Annotated in this window: 13 protein-coding genes; 3 read left to right on the plus strand and 10 right to left on the minus strand. The window is 61.1% G+C overall.

The window, feature by feature from the left end; translation table 11 throughout:
- Nucleotides 1-76: 76 nt before the first annotated feature.
- The gene (locus LIX93_RS19255) at nucleotides 77-1,036 is read right to left on the minus strand and encodes a 2-oxoglutarate and iron-dependent oxygenase domain-containing protein (RefSeq protein WP_226505639.1); all 960 of its coding nucleotides are present in this window, start codon (nucleotides 1,034-1,036) and stop codon (nucleotides 77-79) included.
- Nucleotides 1,037-1,110: 74 nt separating this feature from the next.
- Nucleotides 1,111-2,208 carry a BMP family ABC transporter substrate-binding protein gene (locus LIX93_RS19260; RefSeq protein ID WP_226505640.1) on the minus strand — a complete coding sequence of 366 codons (1,098 nt, stop codon included), beginning with the start codon at nucleotides 2,206-2,208 and terminating at the stop codon, nucleotides 1,111-1,113.
- Between the two features lie 337 nt (nucleotides 2,209-2,545).
- On the opposite strand from LIX93_RS19260, the gene LIX93_RS19265 reads away from it, so the two are divergent.
- Nucleotides 2,546-3,646 carry a calcium:proton antiporter gene (locus LIX93_RS19265; RefSeq protein WP_226505666.1) on the plus strand — a complete coding sequence of 367 codons (1,101 nt, stop codon included), beginning with the start codon at nucleotides 2,546-2,548 and terminating at the stop codon, nucleotides 3,644-3,646.
- 115 nt (nucleotides 3,647-3,761) lie between these two features.
- Here LIX93_RS19265 and LIX93_RS19270 read toward each other — a convergent pair whose 3' ends face one another.
- From LIX93_RS19270 to LIX93_RS19305, 8 genes are all read right to left on the minus strand, one after another.
- Nucleotides 3,762-5,114 carry an 8-oxoguanine deaminase gene (locus tag LIX93_RS19270; RefSeq protein ID WP_226505641.1) on the minus strand — a complete coding sequence of 451 codons (1,353 nt, stop codon included), beginning with the start codon at nucleotides 5,112-5,114 and terminating at the stop codon, nucleotides 3,762-3,764.
- Nucleotides 5,115-5,263: 149 nt separating this feature from the next.
- Entirely contained in the window at nucleotides 5,264-6,190 is a 927-nt protein-coding gene (locus LIX93_RS19275) for an ABC transporter permease (RefSeq protein ID WP_226505642.1), read from the minus strand.
- 10 nt (nucleotides 6,191-6,200) lie between these two features.
- Entirely contained in the window at nucleotides 6,201-7,304 is a 1,104-nt protein-coding gene (locus LIX93_RS19280; protein WP_226505643.1) for an ABC transporter permease, read from the minus strand.
- Between the two features lie 12 nt (nucleotides 7,305-7,316).
- Nucleotides 7,317-8,855: an ABC transporter ATP-binding protein gene (locus LIX93_RS19285; RefSeq protein ID WP_226505644.1), complete on the minus strand. Its 1,539-nt coding sequence runs from the start codon at nucleotides 8,853-8,855 to the stop codon at nucleotides 7,317-7,319.
- 501 nt (nucleotides 8,856-9,356) lie between these two features.
- Nucleotides 9,357-9,941, minus strand: a complete 585-nt coding sequence (locus tag LIX93_RS19290; protein WP_226505645.1) for a YigZ family protein — start codon at nucleotides 9,939-9,941, stop codon at nucleotides 9,357-9,359.
- Nucleotides 9,942-9,960: 19 nt separating this feature from the next.
- Nucleotides 9,961-10,626, minus strand: coding sequence for a TetR/AcrR family transcriptional regulator (locus tag LIX93_RS19295; RefSeq protein WP_226505646.1), 666 nt, complete (start codon nucleotides 10,624-10,626; stop codon nucleotides 9,961-9,963).
- Between the two features lie 88 nt (nucleotides 10,627-10,714).
- Complete coding sequence (locus LIX93_RS19300; protein ID WP_226505647.1) at nucleotides 10,715-12,118, minus strand: nucleobase:cation symporter-2 family protein; 1,404 nt, start codon at nucleotides 12,116-12,118, stop codon at nucleotides 10,715-10,717.
- Nucleotides 12,119-12,263: 145 nt separating this feature from the next.
- Entirely contained in the window at nucleotides 12,264-13,187 is a 924-nt protein-coding gene (locus tag LIX93_RS19305; RefSeq protein ID WP_226505648.1) for a LysR family transcriptional regulator, read from the minus strand.
- A gap of 132 nt (nucleotides 13,188-13,319) precedes the next feature.
- Here LIX93_RS19305 and LIX93_RS19310 point away from each other — a divergent pair, with 132 nt between their 5' ends.
- On the plus strand, nucleotides 13,320-14,666 hold the full coding sequence (locus LIX93_RS19310) for an aspartate aminotransferase family protein (protein WP_226505649.1): 1,347 nt from the start codon (nucleotides 13,320-13,322) through the stop codon (nucleotides 14,664-14,666).
- 17 nt (nucleotides 14,667-14,683) lie between these two features.
- Complete coding sequence (locus LIX93_RS19315) at nucleotides 14,684-16,177, plus strand: CoA-acylating methylmalonate-semialdehyde dehydrogenase (RefSeq protein ID WP_226505650.1); 1,494 nt, start codon at nucleotides 14,684-14,686, stop codon at nucleotides 16,175-16,177.
- Nucleotides 16,178-16,609: the final 432 nt, after the last annotated feature.

The raw sequence follows: 16,609 nt of genomic DNA on the forward strand, positions 1-16,609 counted from the left end.
AGGGCTGAGGGCCGGTGGTCGAAAAAGCCTGACTTGCGGTTCAGGTTTTTGCTTGGGTATGGCGCCCGGCGAGGTGCTATTTGAGCTCCCGGCGATAAGCATAGGTGTCGGCGAAGCGCGACAGCAGGAAATCCGCACAGGTGGTCACCGGGTATTTGGCTGGATGCTCGGCATCCTGACAGCCCGGCAGGCATTCGATCAGGGTATCGGGGTGGGGCTCGGCGAAAAACGGCATCGAGTAACGGTCGACCCCCAACGGGCTGAGCACTCGATGCGGTGTGGACAGGTAACGGTCATTGCTCCAGCGGGCCATCATGTCGCCAAGGTTGACCACGAAGGTACCTTCGATGGGCGGCGCGTCGATCCAGCGGCCATTCACATCACGTACCTGCAGGCCGCCCGCATTGTCCTGGTACAGCAGAGTGACGCAGCCGTAATCGGTATGAGCGCCGGCACCTTGCTGGTCGGCAGAGGTAGCCGTCTGGCGCGGCGGATAGTGGATGAAGCGCAGCACACTTACCGGCTGCTCGAAGCGCTTGTCGAAAAAGTCTCGGGGCACCTCCAGCGCCAGGGTCATGGCGCGCAACAGTGTCTGCGCCAGGGCTTGCATGTCCAGGTAATGGGATTCCATCAGCTCGGCCCACCCGGGGATGTCCGGATGGCGATTGGGACCACGCAGAGGCTTGCCCGCCAGGACCTCGGGGTGATCGACGGGCAGATGCAGGCCCATGTCGAACGTTTCCTTGAGGTCGCTGGGCAGGTTGGGATCCAGTTGTTCGGTAGCGACGGCGCCGTAGCCACGGTGATGGCGGCTGGCAGTGATGTCGATCTGCAGTTTGTCGCTGCTCGGGAGGGCGAAAAAGGCACGGGCTTGTTGCTGTACGGCATCGATACGCGCCGCGCTGATGGGGTGGCCCTTGATATAGAAGAACCCCCATTCGCAGCACGCCTGGTCGATGGCCTGGGCGACTTGCTCCCATCCTTGTTGCTCGGGAAGGTAGAGGGGGCTGATGTCGATGATGGGAAGTTGTTGCATGGCTGTCTCCGCAACTTGGGGGCATAGCCGGGCAGTGTAGCGAGGGGCCAATCCCCCTCGCTATCGCGTAATTGTTACTTCGGCATCTGCGCCGTCATGCCTTCGATGTAGTAGTTCATCGAGGCCAGCTCGGCATTGCTGGCAGTCGCGCCGGCAGCGATCTTGACTGCGCCGCTCTGGTCCTTGATCGGGCCGGTGAACGGATGGAACTCACCGCTCTTGATGCTGGCGATGATCTGCTCGGCTTCGGCTTTTACCGGTGCTGGCACGATGTCGCTGATCGGCAATTGCACCGTGCCTTCTTTCAGGCCGCCCCAGTAGTCCTGAGGCTTCCAGGTGTGGTCGATGACCGCCTGGGTCGCCTGGATGTAGTGCGGGCCCCAGTTGTTGACGATCGACGTCAGTACCGCTTTGGGCCCGAAGTGAGCCATGTCGGACGCGTAACCGACGGCGTAGACGCCGCGACGTTCGGCCGTCTGGATAGGCGCCGGGCTATCGGTGTGCTGGAAGATCACGTCGGCGCCCTGGTCGATCAGGGCGTTGGTGGCGTCGGCCTCTTTGCCTGGATCGAACCAGGAGTTGACCCATACCACTTTCATTTCAGTACCGGGGTTGTACTTGTTCAGCGCCAACTGGATGGCGTTGATATCGCGGATCACTTCCGGGATCGGGAAGGAGGCCACGTAGCCGACCTTTTTGGTCTTGGTCATTTTCGCCGCCAGGAACCCGCCCACGTAGCGCCCTTCATAGGTGCGCGCCAGGTAGGTGCCCATGTTCTTGTCCTGCTTGTAACCCGTGGCGTGCTCGAAGATCACCTTGGGGAACTGCTTGGCGACTTTGAGCGTCGGGTTCATGTAGCCGAACGAGGTAGTGAAGATCAGATCGTAATTTTCCTTGGCCATGTTGCGGATCACCCGCTCGGCATCGGCACCTTCCGCGACGTTCTCCACGTAGCTGGTCTTGACCTTGTCGCCCAGCTGCTCTTGCAACGCCTGGCGGCCAACTTCGTGCTGGTAGGTCCAACCGTGGTCACCGATGGGGCCGATATAGACGAAGCCCACTTTCAGCGGGTCAGCGGCGCTGCTCATCAGGCTGGTGCCAAGGCCGATCACAGCCGTCATGGCGCACAACAGCTTTTTCAGGGAATAGCGTTTTTGCGTGGAAGACTGCATGCAGAGAAGCTCCATATGATCTTGTAGGCGTTGCGGGAAATGTGGCCCGCTGAGCAATGCAAAAAGCTGACCAAGAGGACAATTAATAGCCGGGGTGCCGACTTTCAGGAGAATGGGTGTGGGCACCCCGGCGCAGCGCGGTGCGTCTCGGTGCAGCAGCCGGGGCTGGCGCCGCTAACTGGTGCAGGGCTGGCCATGCGGCGACGAACCCAGGTTCGATCTGACACCTTTTGAAACCTTTACCCGGCCCATGCACTCTCAACGCCGGGAGCGAACACTGCTCTACCATTCAGTCGTGGCTGCAGGCCGCACCGCTCAAGGACGCTTCATGAACGCCATTCTGGTTCAGCTCAAACAGGAAAAATTCCTCCTCCTGGCGGTGATCGCCGCCTGTATCGCCTATCCGCTGGAGCACACGATGCTCGCGCACGGGCACGGCGTGGCATTGGCCGCCGGCCTGGCGCTGATCGCGGCAATCATCTGTGCCTCGCTCAGGGTGGCGCACCATGCCGAGTTGCTGGCGCAGAAGGTCGGCGATCCCTACGGCACCATGATCCTGACCCTGGCGGCAGTGCTGGTGGAGGTGGTGATTCTGGGGATCATGATGAGCAACGAGCCTTCGCCAACGCTGGTGCGGGACACCATCTATAGCGCGGTGATGCTCGATATCAACGGCATCCTCGGCCTGGCTGCGTTGATGGGCGGCCTCAAGCACGGCGAGCAGCAGTACAACGATGACTCGGCGCGCAGCTACAGCGTGATGATCCTGACCGCCATGGGCGTGTCGATGGTGGTGCCCGAGTTCATCCCCGAGCCGGACTGGAAGCTCTATTCGGGCTTCACCATCGGCGCGATGCTGCTGTTGTACGGTTTGTTTCTGCGCATGCAGGTCGGCCCGCACAGTTACTTCTTCAGCTACAGCTACCCGGAGAAGAAACGTCGTCGGCCTACCCCGCAAGACCTCGCCGAGGAGGATCCGCCCACTAGCCTGGGCCTGTCCATCGGCTTGCTGGTGTTTGGTGTCGTCGTGATCGGCGCCTTGGCCGAAGTGATGTCCAAGGCCATGGACCTGGGTCTGGAGGGCAGTGGTGCGCCGCCGGTAGTAACGGCGATTCTGGTGGCAGCGATCTCGGCGGCGCCCGAGATTCTCACGGCGTTGCGGGCTGCCTTGGCCAACCGCATGCAGTCGGTGGTCAATATCGCCTTGGGGGCGTCACTGTCGACTGTGATCCTCACTGTTCCGGTCATGGAAGGGCTGGCGCTCTACAGTGGCCAGGCGTTCCAGATGGCGATGACCCCGGTGCAGACGGTGATGATTTTCATCACGCTGCTGGTGTCCGCCATCAACCTCAACGACGGCGAAACCAACGCCATCGAAGGCATGACTCACTTTGTGCTGTTCGCGACGTTCATCATGCTGTCGCTGTTGGGGTTGTAGCGGCCGAGCGCCAACTGGGATCTTTGTGTTGTGCTTGCTGGCGCCTTCGCCAGCAAGCTGTGCTCCCACAGATGCAGGCTTGCCCGCGAAGAGCCCGGCGCAGTCAATACACAGATCAGCCCACCAACTCCCGCGCGGCCTCGCGGTGATGGGCGATCAGCTGCGCGATATCCAGCCCAGGCACCTGCCCGCCGATGACTCGCCACTGCCCGCCGACCATCACTCGATCCGCACGATCGGCGCCGCACAGCAACAGCGCGCTCAACGGATCATGGCTGCCGGAAAAACGCAGTTCGTCGAGCTTGAACAGCGCCAGATCGGCCTGTTTGCCCGGCGCCAGTTCGCCGATTTCCGTGCGCCCGAGCAGCTGCGCCGAGCCTCGCGTCGCCCAGCCCAGCACGCGTTCCGGAGTAATGGCCGCCGCGCCGTAACGCAGGCGCTGCAGATACAAGGCCTGGCGCGCTTCAAGAATCATGTTCGAGGCATCGTTGGACGCCGAGCCATCCACGCCCAGCCCAAGCGGTGCGCCGGCATCGGTCAGGTCCAGCGTCGGGCAGATCCCCGACGCCAGGCGCATATTCGAACTCGGGCAGTGACACACACCTGTGCCTGCTGCGCCCAGCCGGGCAATTTCATCCGCGTTGAAGTGAATGCCATGGGCCAGCCAGGTGCGTGGCCCTAGCCAGCCGACGCTGTCCAGATAATCAACGGTGCGCAGCCCGAAGCGTTGCAAGCAGAAGTCCTCTTCGTCGAGGGTCTCGGCCAGATGGGTGTGCAGGCGCACGTCCAGGCGTTCGGCCATCTCGGCGCTCGCACGCATGATCTCGGTGGTCACCGAAAACGGCGAGCAGGGCGCCAGGGCGATCTGGATCTGCGCCCCGTCGCCACGTTCATGGTAGCGCTCGATCAAGCGCTGGCTGTCGGCCAGAATCACTTCACCTTGCTGCACGGTCTGCTGCGGTGGCAGGCCGCCATCCGCCTCGCCCAGGCTCATGGAGCCACGTGTAAGCATGGCGCGCATGCCCAGTTCGCGCACCACACCGACCTGCACGTCGATGGCGTCTTCCAGGCCTTCGGGGAACAGGTAATGATGATCGGCTGCGGTGGTGCAGCCGGACAGCAGCAATTCGGTGAGCGCGACCTTGCTGGCGAGTGCGAGTTTTTCCGGGGTCAGGCGCGCCCACACGGGGTAGAGCGTCTTGAGCCAAGGGAACAACGGTTGATTGACCACCGGTGCCCAGGCGCGCGTCAGGGTTTGATAGAAGTGATGGTGAGTGTTGATCAGGCCCGGCAGCACTACATGCTCGCGGGCATCGAACACTTCATTGCAAGGGCGCGCGGGCTGTGCACCTGCGGCCAGGACTTGATCGATGATGCCGTTTTCCAGCACCAGGCCACCACGGGCGTCGAGGCCGTTGGCAGTGAAGATCGCGAGAGGGTTTTTTAACCAGATACGGGGCGCGGGCATGAGCCGACTCCTCTGAAAAGTGTGTTCAGGTAAGCCAGCTCAGTTTTGCCCTGTCTGCTGATCCAGGTGGTGCGGATTATAACGGTGCAATTGCTTATCTGTCCGCAAGCCGTTGCGGCCCCTTGGCGGGCGGCCGCACCCACCCTAATTCAATGCCCAGGCTGCCACGGTTGCCCCAGCGATACTGGCGCGTACAACCGCGTGCGAATCGCATCACGGGAAAGCAACACCAGCACCACGATGGTCGCCACATAGGGCAGCATCGCCAGCAGGTTGGACGGAATCGCCAACCCCAGGCCTTGCGCCACCAGATACAGGATGCTGGCGAAGCCGAACAGATAAGCTCCCAGCAGCAATCGCCAGACCCGCCAGCTGGCGAACACTACCAGTGCCAGGGCGATCCAGCCGCGGCCGGCGCTCATGTTCTCGGCCCACATCGGCGTATAGGCCAGCGACAGATAGGCGCCTGCCAGGCCGGCCATGGCGCCACCGAACAGCACCGCCAGCGTGCGCACCCGCAGCACCGGAAGGCCCATGGCGCTGGCGGCATCGGGATTCTCGCCCACCGCCTGGACGATCAGCCCGACGCGGCTTTTGAGGATCACCCAGGCAATCACCGCGAACAGCACGAACGACAGGTACACCAGGGCATCCTGAGCGAACAGCGCGCGCCCCAGCAACGGCAGGCCGCTGAGCAGCGGGATCGCCAGCGGCTCGAAGCCCGCCAGCGGTTTGCCCACCCAGGCTGCGCCGACGAAGGTCGATAACCCGACGCCAAAAATGGTCAGGGCGAGGCCGGTAGCCACCTGGTTGGCGTTGAAGCTCAGCGCCACCAGTGCAAACAGCGACGACAGCAACATGCCTGCCGCCATCGCCAGCAGTACGCCGAGCCACAAGCTGCCGGTGCTAGCGGCAACGATAAAGCCCACTACCGCGCCGAACAGCATCATGCCCTCCTGGCCCAGGTTGAGCACGCCGCTCTTTTCGCACACCAGTTCCCCCAGCGCCACCAGCAGCAGCGGCGTACCGCAGCGCACGGTGGCAAACAGAATGTTGCTGATCAGTTCCATATCCATGTCGATTTCCTCAGCCCAGAGCCGGAGTCGGATTGATAGCGGTGCGCCTTACCCAACGCCCCTTGAGGCGCGGGCGGTAAAGGATCAACACGTCACTGGCCAGCAGGAAGAACAGCATCATGCCCTGGAACAACTGGGTGATCGCCTGGGGCAGGTTGAGGTTCATCTGCGCGTTTTCGCCACCCAGATACAACAGGGCCATCAACAGGCTGGAAAATACGATCCCGATGGGATTGAGGCGACCGAGAAAAGCCACGGTAATGGCGGCATAGCCATAACCTGGCGACACCGCCGGTACCAGTTGCCCGATCGGCCCCGCCACCTCGCCCACGCCCGCGAGCCCGGCCAATGCACCGCTGATCAACAGCGCGAACCACACCAGGGACTTTTCCCGAAAACCGACGAACCCGGCGGCGCGCTTGTCCAGGCCGAGCACCTTGATCTGAAAACCCACGAAGCTTCTCTGCAGCAACACCCACACCGCCACCAGGGCCAGCAGGGCAAAATACAAGCCGGCATGCAGGCGGCTATCGGCGAACACCAGCGGCAAGCGGCTGGCATCGCCGAACATCGCCGACTCGGGGAAATTGAAACCGGCCGGATCCTTGAGCGGGCCGTGGACGAAATACAGCAGCAGGTTGAGCGCGATGTAATTGAGCATGATGCTGGTGAGGATTTCGTTGGCATTGAACTGCGTGCGCAGCCACGCGGTGAGCCCGGCCCAGGCCGCGCCGGCGAGGGTCCCGGCGCTGAGTACCATGACCAGGGCCCAGCGGCTGTCCATGTCGATGATATTGACCGCTACTGCGCTGCCGGCCAGGGCGCCGATGAGCAATTGTCCTTCAGCACCGATGTTCCAGATGCGCGCCTGGTAGGCCACGGCCAGGCCCAAGGCGCAGAGCAGGATCGGCAGCGCCTTGACCAGCAATTCACCCACACCGTAGAGGTCCTTGACCGGATCGATCAGCAAGGTCCGCAGGGTCAGCAGCGGGTCCAGCCCCAGCGCTAAAAACAACAGCGAGCCACAGCCCAACGTGAGCACGGCCGCCAGCAGCGGCGAGCACCAGAGCATGGCGCGCGATTGCTGGCCGCGGGGTTCGAGTGAAAGCAACATGACAGGCTCCGATTAGCTAAGGGCAGCGGTGTGATCGAAACGGCCAGCCATCCAGCCGCCGACTTCTACCGCTGAGGTGTCCGGGGTCGGCTTCAGGCGGCTGAGGCGGCCACTGCTGAGGGCGCCCAGGCGGTCGCTGATTTGAAACAGTTCGTCAAGGTCTTCGGAGATCACCAGAATCGCCGCCCCGGCATCGCGCAGGGCGATCAAGGCGCGGTGAATAGTGGCCGCGGCCCCTACATCGACACCCCAGGTCGGGTGCGCGGCGATCAGCAAGCGCGGTTGCTGAAGGATTTCTCGGCCGAGAATGAATTTCTGCAGATTACCGCCCGACAGGCTGCGCGCCGGTGCCTGTTCGCCAGCGCTTTTGACCCCAAAGCGGCTGATGATTTCGTTGGCCAGGGCCACGACCTTGTGTCGGCGAATCAGGCCGTTTTCCACCAGACCTTGCTGGAAAGCTGTGAGCAAGGCGTTGTCGCTCAGGCTCATGTCGGGCACTGCGCCATGGCCCAGGCGCTCGGCCGGCACGAAAGCCAGGCCCAGGCGACGGCGTGCATCGGGGCGCAGATGGCCAACCTTGGCCCCCGCGAAGCGCAGCGCCGCCGCTTGGGCGCTGGGCAGGGTAATCTCGCCGCTGAGCAACGCCAGCAGTTCGTCCTGACCATTGCCGGCGACTCCGGCGATACCGACGATTTCACCGCTGCGCACCTGTAGGTCGAGATCGCTGAGCGAGCAGCCAAAGGGATCGGGGTTGTGCCAGGACAGTTTGTCGATCTGCAGAAAGTCTGCGCCACCACTGACTTTCGGGTAATGGGCACTCAAGCCCTCGGCCTCGCCGACCATCAAGCGCGCCAACTCCAGGTCCGAGCATTGCGCTGGTATGCAGTGCCCCGACACCTGGCCACCGCGCAGTACGGTGGCGCTGTGGCACAGCGCGCGTACTTCGGCCAGCTTGTGGCTGATGAAGAGGATGCTGCAGCCTTCACTGGACAGGCGCCGCAAGGTCACGAACAGGTCATCGGCCTCTCGCGGCGTCAGTACCGACGTGGGCTCATCGAGGATCAGCAAGCGGATGTTCTGCATCAGGCAGCGGACGATCTCCACGCGCTGGCGTTCGCCGATCGACAGGCTGTGCACCAGGCGCTGGGGTTCCAGCGGCATGCCATAGCGCTGCGACACCTCGCGGATACTGGTTTCCAGTTGTGCCGGAGTTTGCCCATTATCCATCGCCAGGGCGATGTTCTGCGCCACGGTGAGGGTCTCGAACACCGAGAAATGCTGGAACACCATGCCCACGCCCAAGCCCCGCGCCTGGGCCGGATTGCGCATTTTCACCGCCTCGCCCTGCCAGAAGATCTGTCCGTCATCGGGCTGGGTAACGCCGTAGATGATTTTCATCAGGGTGCTTTTGCCGGCACCGTTCTCGCCGAGCAGCGCGTGGATCTCCCCGGGGGCGATGCTCAGATCGATACGATCGTTGGCCAGGCAGCCCGGGTAGCGCTTGCTGATGGCGGACAGCTGCAATCGTGGGACAGTGGCTGGGTTGGACATGACCTGCTCGACTCGAATGAGGACCGCTCGAATAAAGCAAAAACCTGGCCATGTAGTCAGGTTTGCCTATAGCGAGGTGGCGTGCCCCTGATAACGGTATGGGGGCCACTCATCATTGGCTGAATGCACCTCGTCGGGAGCACTGATTGGGTGCGCGTTGGGGTGTGGACGCCCTGAATCGAGCTGATCAAAAAACAACCAACCTTCTGCAGGCAATCTGTGGCCTACCCCGGATGCAGCTTTGCACGGATTATCCACAGGTTGATCCACAGCTTCTGTGCGCAACCTGTAACGCTGTGCATAACGTCCGCAACTATCGCTATAACACTGACGAATTCCGACTAAGCCTATGATTGAAACGGCAATTGATCGGTCCAGATCGCTAGTTGATCAAAAAATGATCGATCCGTTGAAAGGCACGGTCCAGAGGGCTCAGGCGCGTTTGCCAAGAGCTTATCCACAAGCAGATGCACAGTAGATGTGGGCAAATGTGCACGGCTATCAGTGTGGACTCAGCACCATGCGTCCACGGCTGATATCGGCGAGTTGCCGAGTCAGGGTCTCGACGGAGGACGGCACCAGCGCCAACTGCAACTCGACGCCATTGGCCGTGTAGTTTTCGTTTTCGATCACGCCATCCGCTTCGGCGACGCGCAACTTCACCAGAGCCAGCTCACTGAAAGTACACTCGCACGCGTAGGGTGCTCTGCTGACCAGCAGTTTTTTCGCGGCTTGTTGCAGGCACTTGTTGGCACACCCCCCATAGGCCCGCGCCAGGCCGCCGGTGCCCAATTGGATGCCGCCATACCAGCGAATTACCAGTACCACGACGCGATCGCAATCCTGCGCCTCGATAGCAGCAAGTATCGGACGCCCGGCGGTGCCGCCGGGTTCGCCATCGTCGCTGGAGCGGTATTGATCGCCCAGTTTCCAGGCCCAGCAGTTGTGCGAGGCTGCGAGGTCGCTGAACTGGTCGATAAAGGCCTGTGCCCCAACGGCGCTGTCGATGGGGGCGGCGAGGGCGATAAAGCGGCTCTTGCGAATATCTTCACGATATTCGCAAGCATCTAGCAGGGTTGAGGGCATTGCAGGAGTCCGCAGCAGGTCAGTCGATCGGGGGTGTGAGGCCACAGCCCTTGAGAACGATGCGGATCAGATTATCGCTCGCTTCAGTGAAATCTTGCTTGGTCAGGCGCGTCTTGCCGCTGACGCGACAGATCTGCGTGGCAAAGTCGGCGTAGTGCTGAGTGCTGCCCCACAGCAAAAAGATCAAGTGAACCGGGTCGACCGGGTCCATCTTGCCGGCTGCGATCCACTGCCTGAACACATCGGCCCGGCCCTGGAACCAGGCACGGTAGTCGTGGCTGAAATACTCGCTCAGGCACTCGCCGCCGCTGATGATCTCCATGGCGAAGATGCGCGACGCTTGCGGGTGGCGGCGGGAGAACTCCATCTTGGCGCGGATATAGCGGGTCAGTGCCAGGGCCGGATCGTCGTCGACGGTCAGGTTGTTGAAGGTGCTGTCCCAGAGTTCGATGATGTTGCTCAACACGGCGATATACAGGCCGAGCTTGTTGTTGAAGTAGTAATGCAAGTTGGCCTTGGGCAAGCCGGCGTTCAGCGCGATGGTGTTCATGCTGGTGCCTTTGAAACCATGGCGAGCGAACTCGTCTTCGGCGGCGATAAGGATCGCTTCTTCGTTTTTCTGCCGGATACGGCTGGCGGGTTTACCGTTGCTGTGGGCGCTGTGCGCAGGAACTTCAAGGGTCATGGACGGTTCCGAACAAGTCGTGTGGGTGCGGCTGATGCGTTGATAGCGCACCCACACATATCAAGACAAGCGCCGTTTGATAAAACTCTCAAACCTTTGTTTCAATTGCGTGTTTTTCGAGTTCCAGGGCAACGGCCGCGTCACTGGTCTGTGCTTCTGGCTCGGGCAGCACCAGGCACAGCACAAGGGCGGTGATGCCGCCGCTGGTAATGGCCGAGTCGAACAGGCTCTGCACCAGTTTGGGCATCTGGTGCAGCAGGTCCGGTACGGCCGCGATGCCCAGGCCGACGCCGAACGAGGTGGCGATGATCAGCATGTTGCGCCGGTCCAGCGCCGACTGCGCGAGGATGCGGACGCCCGCCGCAGCGACGCTGCCGAACATCACCAGGGTCGCGCCGCCGAGCACCGGCTTGGGGATCTGTTGCAGCACTGCACCGATACTGGGCACCAGGCCGAGCAGGAATAGCACCGCACCGATGTACAGCCCCACATAACGGCTGGCCACACCGGTCAACTGGATCACGCCGTTGTTCTGGGCGAAGGTGGTGTTGGGGAATGCGCTGAAGGTAGCGGCAATCATGCAGCTGGCGCCATCACCCAGGACCCCGCCCTTGAGGCGCTGAATGTAGCTCGGGCCGGTGATGGGCTGGCGCGAAAGCATGCAGTTGGCGGTCAGGTCGCCGACGGTTTCGATACTGCTGATCAGGTAGATCAAGGCGATCGGGAAGAACGCCGTCCAATCGAAGGCAAAGCCGAACTTGAACGGCACCGGCACGTTGATCAGCGGCAAGTCAGGCAGGGCGTGGGGCACCAGTTTGCCGGAGAACCACGCGGCGATACTGCCCACCAACAGGCCGATGATGATCGATGACAGGCGTATCCAGGGCGTGTTGGAGCGGTTGAGCACAATGATCACCACCAGCACCAGACCGCCGAGGGCCAGGTTGCCCGGGGCGCCGAAGTCCGGCGCATTGAAGCCGCCGCCCAGATCGGTGATGCCGACCTTGATCAGGCTGATGCCGATCAGGGTGATGACGATACCCGTGACCAGCGGGGTGATCACTCGACGCAACTGGCCGATGAAGCGGCTGAGGACGATCTGTACCACGGCGCCGAAAAAGCACACGCCGAAGATCATCGCCATGATGTCTTCCGGGCTGCCACCGCGTTGCTTGACCATGAAGCCGGCCGACAGCACGGCACCCAGAAAGGCGAAGCTGGTGCCTTGGAGGCAGATCATCCCGGCGCCGATGCCGAACGGCCGGCGCGCCTGGATAAAGGTGCCGACGCCGGACACCATCAGTGCCATGCTGATCAGGTAGGGCATGTGCGCGCCCAGGCCCAGCGTCGAGCCGATGATCAACGGCGGGGTGATGATGCCCACAAAGCTGGCCAGCACATGTTGCAGGGCGGCCAGAAACGCAGGCACGGGCTTAGGGCGATCGTTGAGGCCGTAGATCAGGTCTTGGGTGATGGGTGCTTCTGGTGGCATGGTGGATTCTCGGCACGAGTGTGTGGCGTAGTGTGTCCATGCCTTTGCAAAAAGCTGTCCAAGTGTTCAGGAATAGTTTTTATTAAGGTTTATTAATCGATATTTTTCAATGAGATAAATATTTATATGACGGTTTCGGAAGGCACTATCGAGTGGTCGTGAGACTCTCCAGAAAGCTTTCAAGCACCAAATGGGGGCGCCGTCCTTTGCGTGTGACCCACGACAGACTCAAATCATAGAAACGCTCGCTGGCCTTCAATGCACGCAAGCGGCCTTGTTGCACCCAGAAGCTCGCGTAGTGATCCGGCAGGTAGCCGATATAGCGACCGGTGAGGATCAGGAATGCCATGCCTTCGCGATCCGATGCGCTGGCGGTGCAATGCAGTGCCTGGTAGTGGGCCTGGATCTCGGCGGGCAGGCGAAAGGTCGGGGCGATCGCGTCCTGCTGGTTGAGACGCTCGTCGTCCAGGGCGTCGTCAGCCGCATAGAACAGTGGATGGCCCACCGCGCAATACAGCAGCGATCGCTCGCTGTACAACGGTTGGTATTCAAGCCCTGACAACGGGCTGGCCTGGGGCACCACGCCGACGTGCAGGCTGCCATCGAGCACGCCTTGCTCCACTTCGCTGGGGGCGATCATGCGGATCTGGATACGGACGTCCGGCCCGCGGTCTTTCAATTGTGCCAAGGCGTGGGTGATGCGCATGTGCGGCAGGGTGACCAGGTTGTCGGTCAGGCCAATGTTGAGTTCGCCCCTCAGGTGTTGGTGCAAGCCGTTGACCTCGGTGCGGAAGCTCTCCAGAGCGCCAAGCAATTGCAATGCGGACTGGTAGACCTCGCGTCCTTCTTCGGTCAGCGAGAAGCCCGCACGCCCACGCTGGCAAAGGCGCAGCCCCAAGCGTTGTTCAAGGTCGCTCATTTGCTGGCTGATGGCCGAGCGGCCAATCCCCAGCACGTTCTCGGCGGCGGAGAACCCGCCGCACTCGACCACGCTGCGGTAAATCTTCAACAAGCGGATATCGAAATCGCTGACTTGCGCGAGGGGAGCGGGGCGGCGGCTGGTGGCCATAGTTTAGTAAACGCCTGACTGAAGATCTGAAAAGCAGGATTTTCCAGACTTTATCCCCGTGACAACGTAGGGGCAAGACTGAAGCGGCATCTACGCTTGTCACCTACGACTTTCATTGAGGAGGTGTTGATCATGAACTTGCCCGAGAATGCCCCTGTCGGCATTACCCACCAGCTCAAGCTGGATGCGCACTGGATGCCTTATACGGCCAATCGCAGTTTCCAGCGCGATCCGCGCATCATCGTTGCTGCCGAAGGCAGTTGGCTGACCGACGACAAGGGTCGCAAGATCTATGACAGCCTGTCGGGCCTGTGGACCTGCGGTGCGGGCCATACCCGCAAGGAGATTCAGGAGGCAGTCGCCAAGCAACTCGGCGTGCTCGATTACTCGCCAGCGTTCCAGTACGGCCACCCATTGTCGTTCCAGCTTGCCGAGAAGATTACCGAGCTGACACCGGGCACACTCAATCACGTCTTCTATACCAACTCAGGTTCGGAGTGTGCCGACACCGCCGTCAAGATGGTCCGTGCCTACTGGCGTCTCAAGGGCCAGGCCACCAAGACCAAGCTGATCGGTCGCGCCCGCGGTTACCACGGGGTTAACATCGCCGGGACGAGCCTGGGTGGCGTCAACGGCAACCGCAAGATGTTCGGGCCGCTGCTGGATGTCGATCACTTGCCGCACACCGTGCTGCCGGAAAATGCTTTCTCCAAGGGTGAGCCGGAACTGGGCGGCGTCGCGCTCGCCAATGAAATGCTCAAGCTGATCGAGCTGCACGATGCGTCCAACATCGCGGCCGTGATCGTTGAGCCGATGGCCGGGTCCGCTGGTGTGTTGCCACCGCCGAAGGGTTATCTGAAACGTCTGCGCGAGATCTGCGATCAGCACAACATCCTGTTGATCTTCGACGAGGTGATCACCGGGTTCGGTCGTACCGGGGCAATGTTCGGTGCCGAGAGCTTTGGCGTGACTCCGGACCTGATGTGCATTGCCAAACAAGTCACCAACGGCGCCATTCCGATGGGCGCGGTAGTGGCCAGCAGCGAGATCTATCAGACTTTCATGAACCAGGCCACGCCTGACTACGCTGTCGAGTTCGCTCACGGCTACACCTATTCGGCTCACCCGGTGGCTTGTGCCGCTGGCCTGGCAGCGCTCGATTTGTTGCACAAGGAAAGCCTGGTGCAGAGCTCGGCCGAGTTGGCGCCCCATTTCGAGAAGGTGCTGCACGGCATCAAGGGCGCGAACAATATTCTCGACATCCGCAACTACGGTCTGGCGGGTGCTATTCAGCTGGCACCGCGCGACGGCGATGCCATTGTGCGCCCCTATGAGGCATCGATGAAGCTCTGGCAAGCCGGGTTCTATGTGCGTTACGGCGGCGACACCCTGCAGTTCGGCCCGACTTTCAACGCCAATCCGCAGGACCTTGATCGCCTGTTCGATGCCGTGGGCGTCGCACTCAACCAGATCGACTGATTACCAGGGAGTTTTACATGAGCACTATTCAACACCTGATCAATGGCGATCTGGTTTCTGGCGGCGAGCGTTTTGCCGATGTTTTCAATCCGTCGACCGGTGCCGCCATTCACAAGGTGCCATTGGCGTCGCTTGAAACCGTGCAGCAGGCGATTGATTCAGCCAGGGCCGCGTTCCCTGCCTGGCGCAATACGCCGCCGGGCAAACGTGCCCAGGTGATGTTTCGCTTCAAGCAGCTGCTGCAGGACAACGAAGCCAAAATCGCGCAGTTGATCAGTGAAGAGCACGGCAAGACTTTGGAAGACGCTGCCGGTGAGCTCAAACGCGGTATCGAGAACGTCGAGTACGCGTGCGCGGCACCAGAGATCCTCAAGGGCGAGTACAGCCGTAACGTGGGCCCGAACATCGACGCCTGGTCCGACTTCCAGCCCCTGGGCGTCGTGGCGGGTATCACACCGTTCAACTTCCCTGCGATGGTGCCGTTGTGGATGTACCCACTGGCGATTGCCTGCGGCAACTGTTTCATTCTTAAACCGTCCGAGCGTGACCCTAGCTCGACGCTGCTCATTGCCCAGCTGTTGCTCGAAGCCGGTCTGCCCGCAGGTGTGCTTAACGTTGTGCATGGCGACAAGGTGGCGGTGGACGCGCTGATCGAAGCGCCGGAGGTCAAGGCGCTGAGTTTTGTGGGTTCGACGCCGATCGCCGAGTACATCTATAAGGAAGCCACGGCACGCGGCAAGCGTGTGCAGGCGTTAGGCGGAGCGAAGAACCACGCTGTGCTGATGCCCGATGCGGACTTGGACAACGCGGTCAACGCCCTGATGGGCGCGGCCTACGGTTCGTGCGGCGAGCGCTGCATGGCGATTTCGGTGGCCGTATGCGTAGGTGACCAAGTGGCGGATGCCCTCGTAGCCAAGCTGGTACCGCAAATCAAGGCGCTGAAGATCGGTGCCGGTACTTCCTGTGGCCTGGACATGGGGCCGCTGGTGACCGGACAGCATCGCGATAAGGTGACGGGCTATGTGGATGACGGCGTAACAGCCGGTGCCAAGTTGGTAGTGGACGGCCGGGGCTTCTCGGTGCCAGGTAATGAAGAGGGGTTCTTCCTGGGCGGTTGCCTGTTCGATCACGTCACCCCTGAAATGCGCATCTATAAAGAAGAGATCTTTGGGCCTGTGCTGTGCATCGTGCGGGTCAATAGTCTGGAAGCGGCGATGCAGTTGATCAATGATCACGAATACGGCAACGGTACCTGTATCTTTACTCGCGATGGCGAAGCGGCGCGGCTGTTCTGCGATGAGATTGAAGTCGGCATGGTGGGCGTCAACGTTCCACTGCCGGTGCCGGTGGCTTATCACAGCTTCGGCGGCTGGAAGCGTTCGCTGTTTGGCGATCTGCATGCCTATGGCCCGGATGGGGTGCGCTTTTATACGCGCCGCAAGGCGATCACCCAGCGGTGGCCGCAACGGGCTAGTCACGAGGCGTCTCAGTTCGCGTTTCCCAGCCTTTGAGGAGCAGCTTCAAGCTTCAAGTGAAGGCCGGAGCGAGGTGCTTCTTCCCTTCCATGCAGCTTGAAGCGTGCTGCTTTCAACTCTTTCGAAAAAAGGGGTTGACGAGGGTTTCAATCTGTCTATAATTCGCCCCACTTCCGGCGCAGTCGGAACTTGAAAATCCTTGTTAATCAATGAGTTACAGGTTCAGGATAGCGAGGTAGGGTTTCGATCGGTTCTTAAATGAACGATTCGAAAGCGGTGAAAAAGGTGGTTGACAGCGGTTTGAAACGCTGTAGAATTCGCCTCCCGCTAACGAGAGATCGAAGCGAGTCAAGTGTTTGAAGTTGTTCAGGTTTCTAGCGAAACACTTCAAAATAAACGCTTGACAGGATGTGAGGCTAGCGTAGAATGCGCGCCTCGGTTGAGACGAAAGAATCAACCCACCGCTCT

It is taken from the genome of Pseudomonas sp. MWU16-30317 (assembly GCF_020515695.1).
Classification (GTDB): Bacteria; Pseudomonadota; Gammaproteobacteria; order Pseudomonadales; family Pseudomonadaceae; genus Aquipseudomonas.

What these genes read in the sequence shown, in the direction of transcription:
- LIX93_RS19255 (WP_226505639.1), bottom strand. Translation starts at nt 1,036, where the DNA reads ATGCAACAACTTCCCATCATCGACATCAGCCCCCTCTACCTTCCCGAG.
- LIX93_RS19260 (WP_226505640.1), bottom strand. Translation starts at nt 2,208, where the DNA reads ATGCAGTCTTCCACGCAAAAACGCTATTCCCTGAAAAAGCTGTTGTGC.
- LIX93_RS19270 (WP_226505641.1), bottom strand. Translation starts at nt 5,114, where the DNA reads ATGCCCGCGCCCCGTATCTGGTTAAAAAACCCTCTCGCGATCTTCACT.
- LIX93_RS19275 (WP_226505642.1), bottom strand. Translation starts at nt 6,190, where the DNA reads ATGGATATGGAACTGATCAGCAACATTCTGTTTGCCACCGTGCGCTGC.
- LIX93_RS19280 (WP_226505643.1), bottom strand. Translation starts at nt 7,304, where the DNA reads ATGTTGCTTTCACTCGAACCCCGCGGCCAGCAATCGCGCGCCATGCTC.
- LIX93_RS19285 (WP_226505644.1), bottom strand. Translation starts at nt 8,855, where the DNA reads ATGTCCAACCCAGCCACTGTCCCACGATTGCAGCTGTCCGCCATCAGC.
- LIX93_RS19290 (WP_226505645.1), bottom strand. Translation starts at nt 9,941, where the DNA reads ATGCCCTCAACCCTGCTAGATGCTTGCGAATATCGTGAAGATATTCGC.
- LIX93_RS19295 (WP_226505646.1), bottom strand. Translation starts at nt 10,626, where the DNA reads ATGACCCTTGAAGTTCCTGCGCACAGCGCCCACAGCAACGGTAAACCC.
- LIX93_RS19300 (WP_226505647.1), bottom strand. Translation starts at nt 12,118, where the DNA reads ATGCCACCAGAAGCACCCATCACCCAAGACCTGATCTACGGCCTCAAC.
- LIX93_RS19305 (WP_226505648.1), bottom strand. Translation starts at nt 13,187, where the DNA reads ATGGCCACCAGCCGCCGCCCCGCTCCCCTCGCGCAAGTCAGCGATTTC.
- LIX93_RS19310 (WP_226505649.1), top strand. Translation starts at nt 13,320, where the DNA reads ATGAACTTGCCCGAGAATGCCCCTGTCGGCATTACCCACCAGCTCAAG.
- LIX93_RS19315 (WP_226505650.1), top strand. Translation starts at nt 14,684, where the DNA reads ATGAGCACTATTCAACACCTGATCAATGGCGATCTGGTTTCTGGCGGC.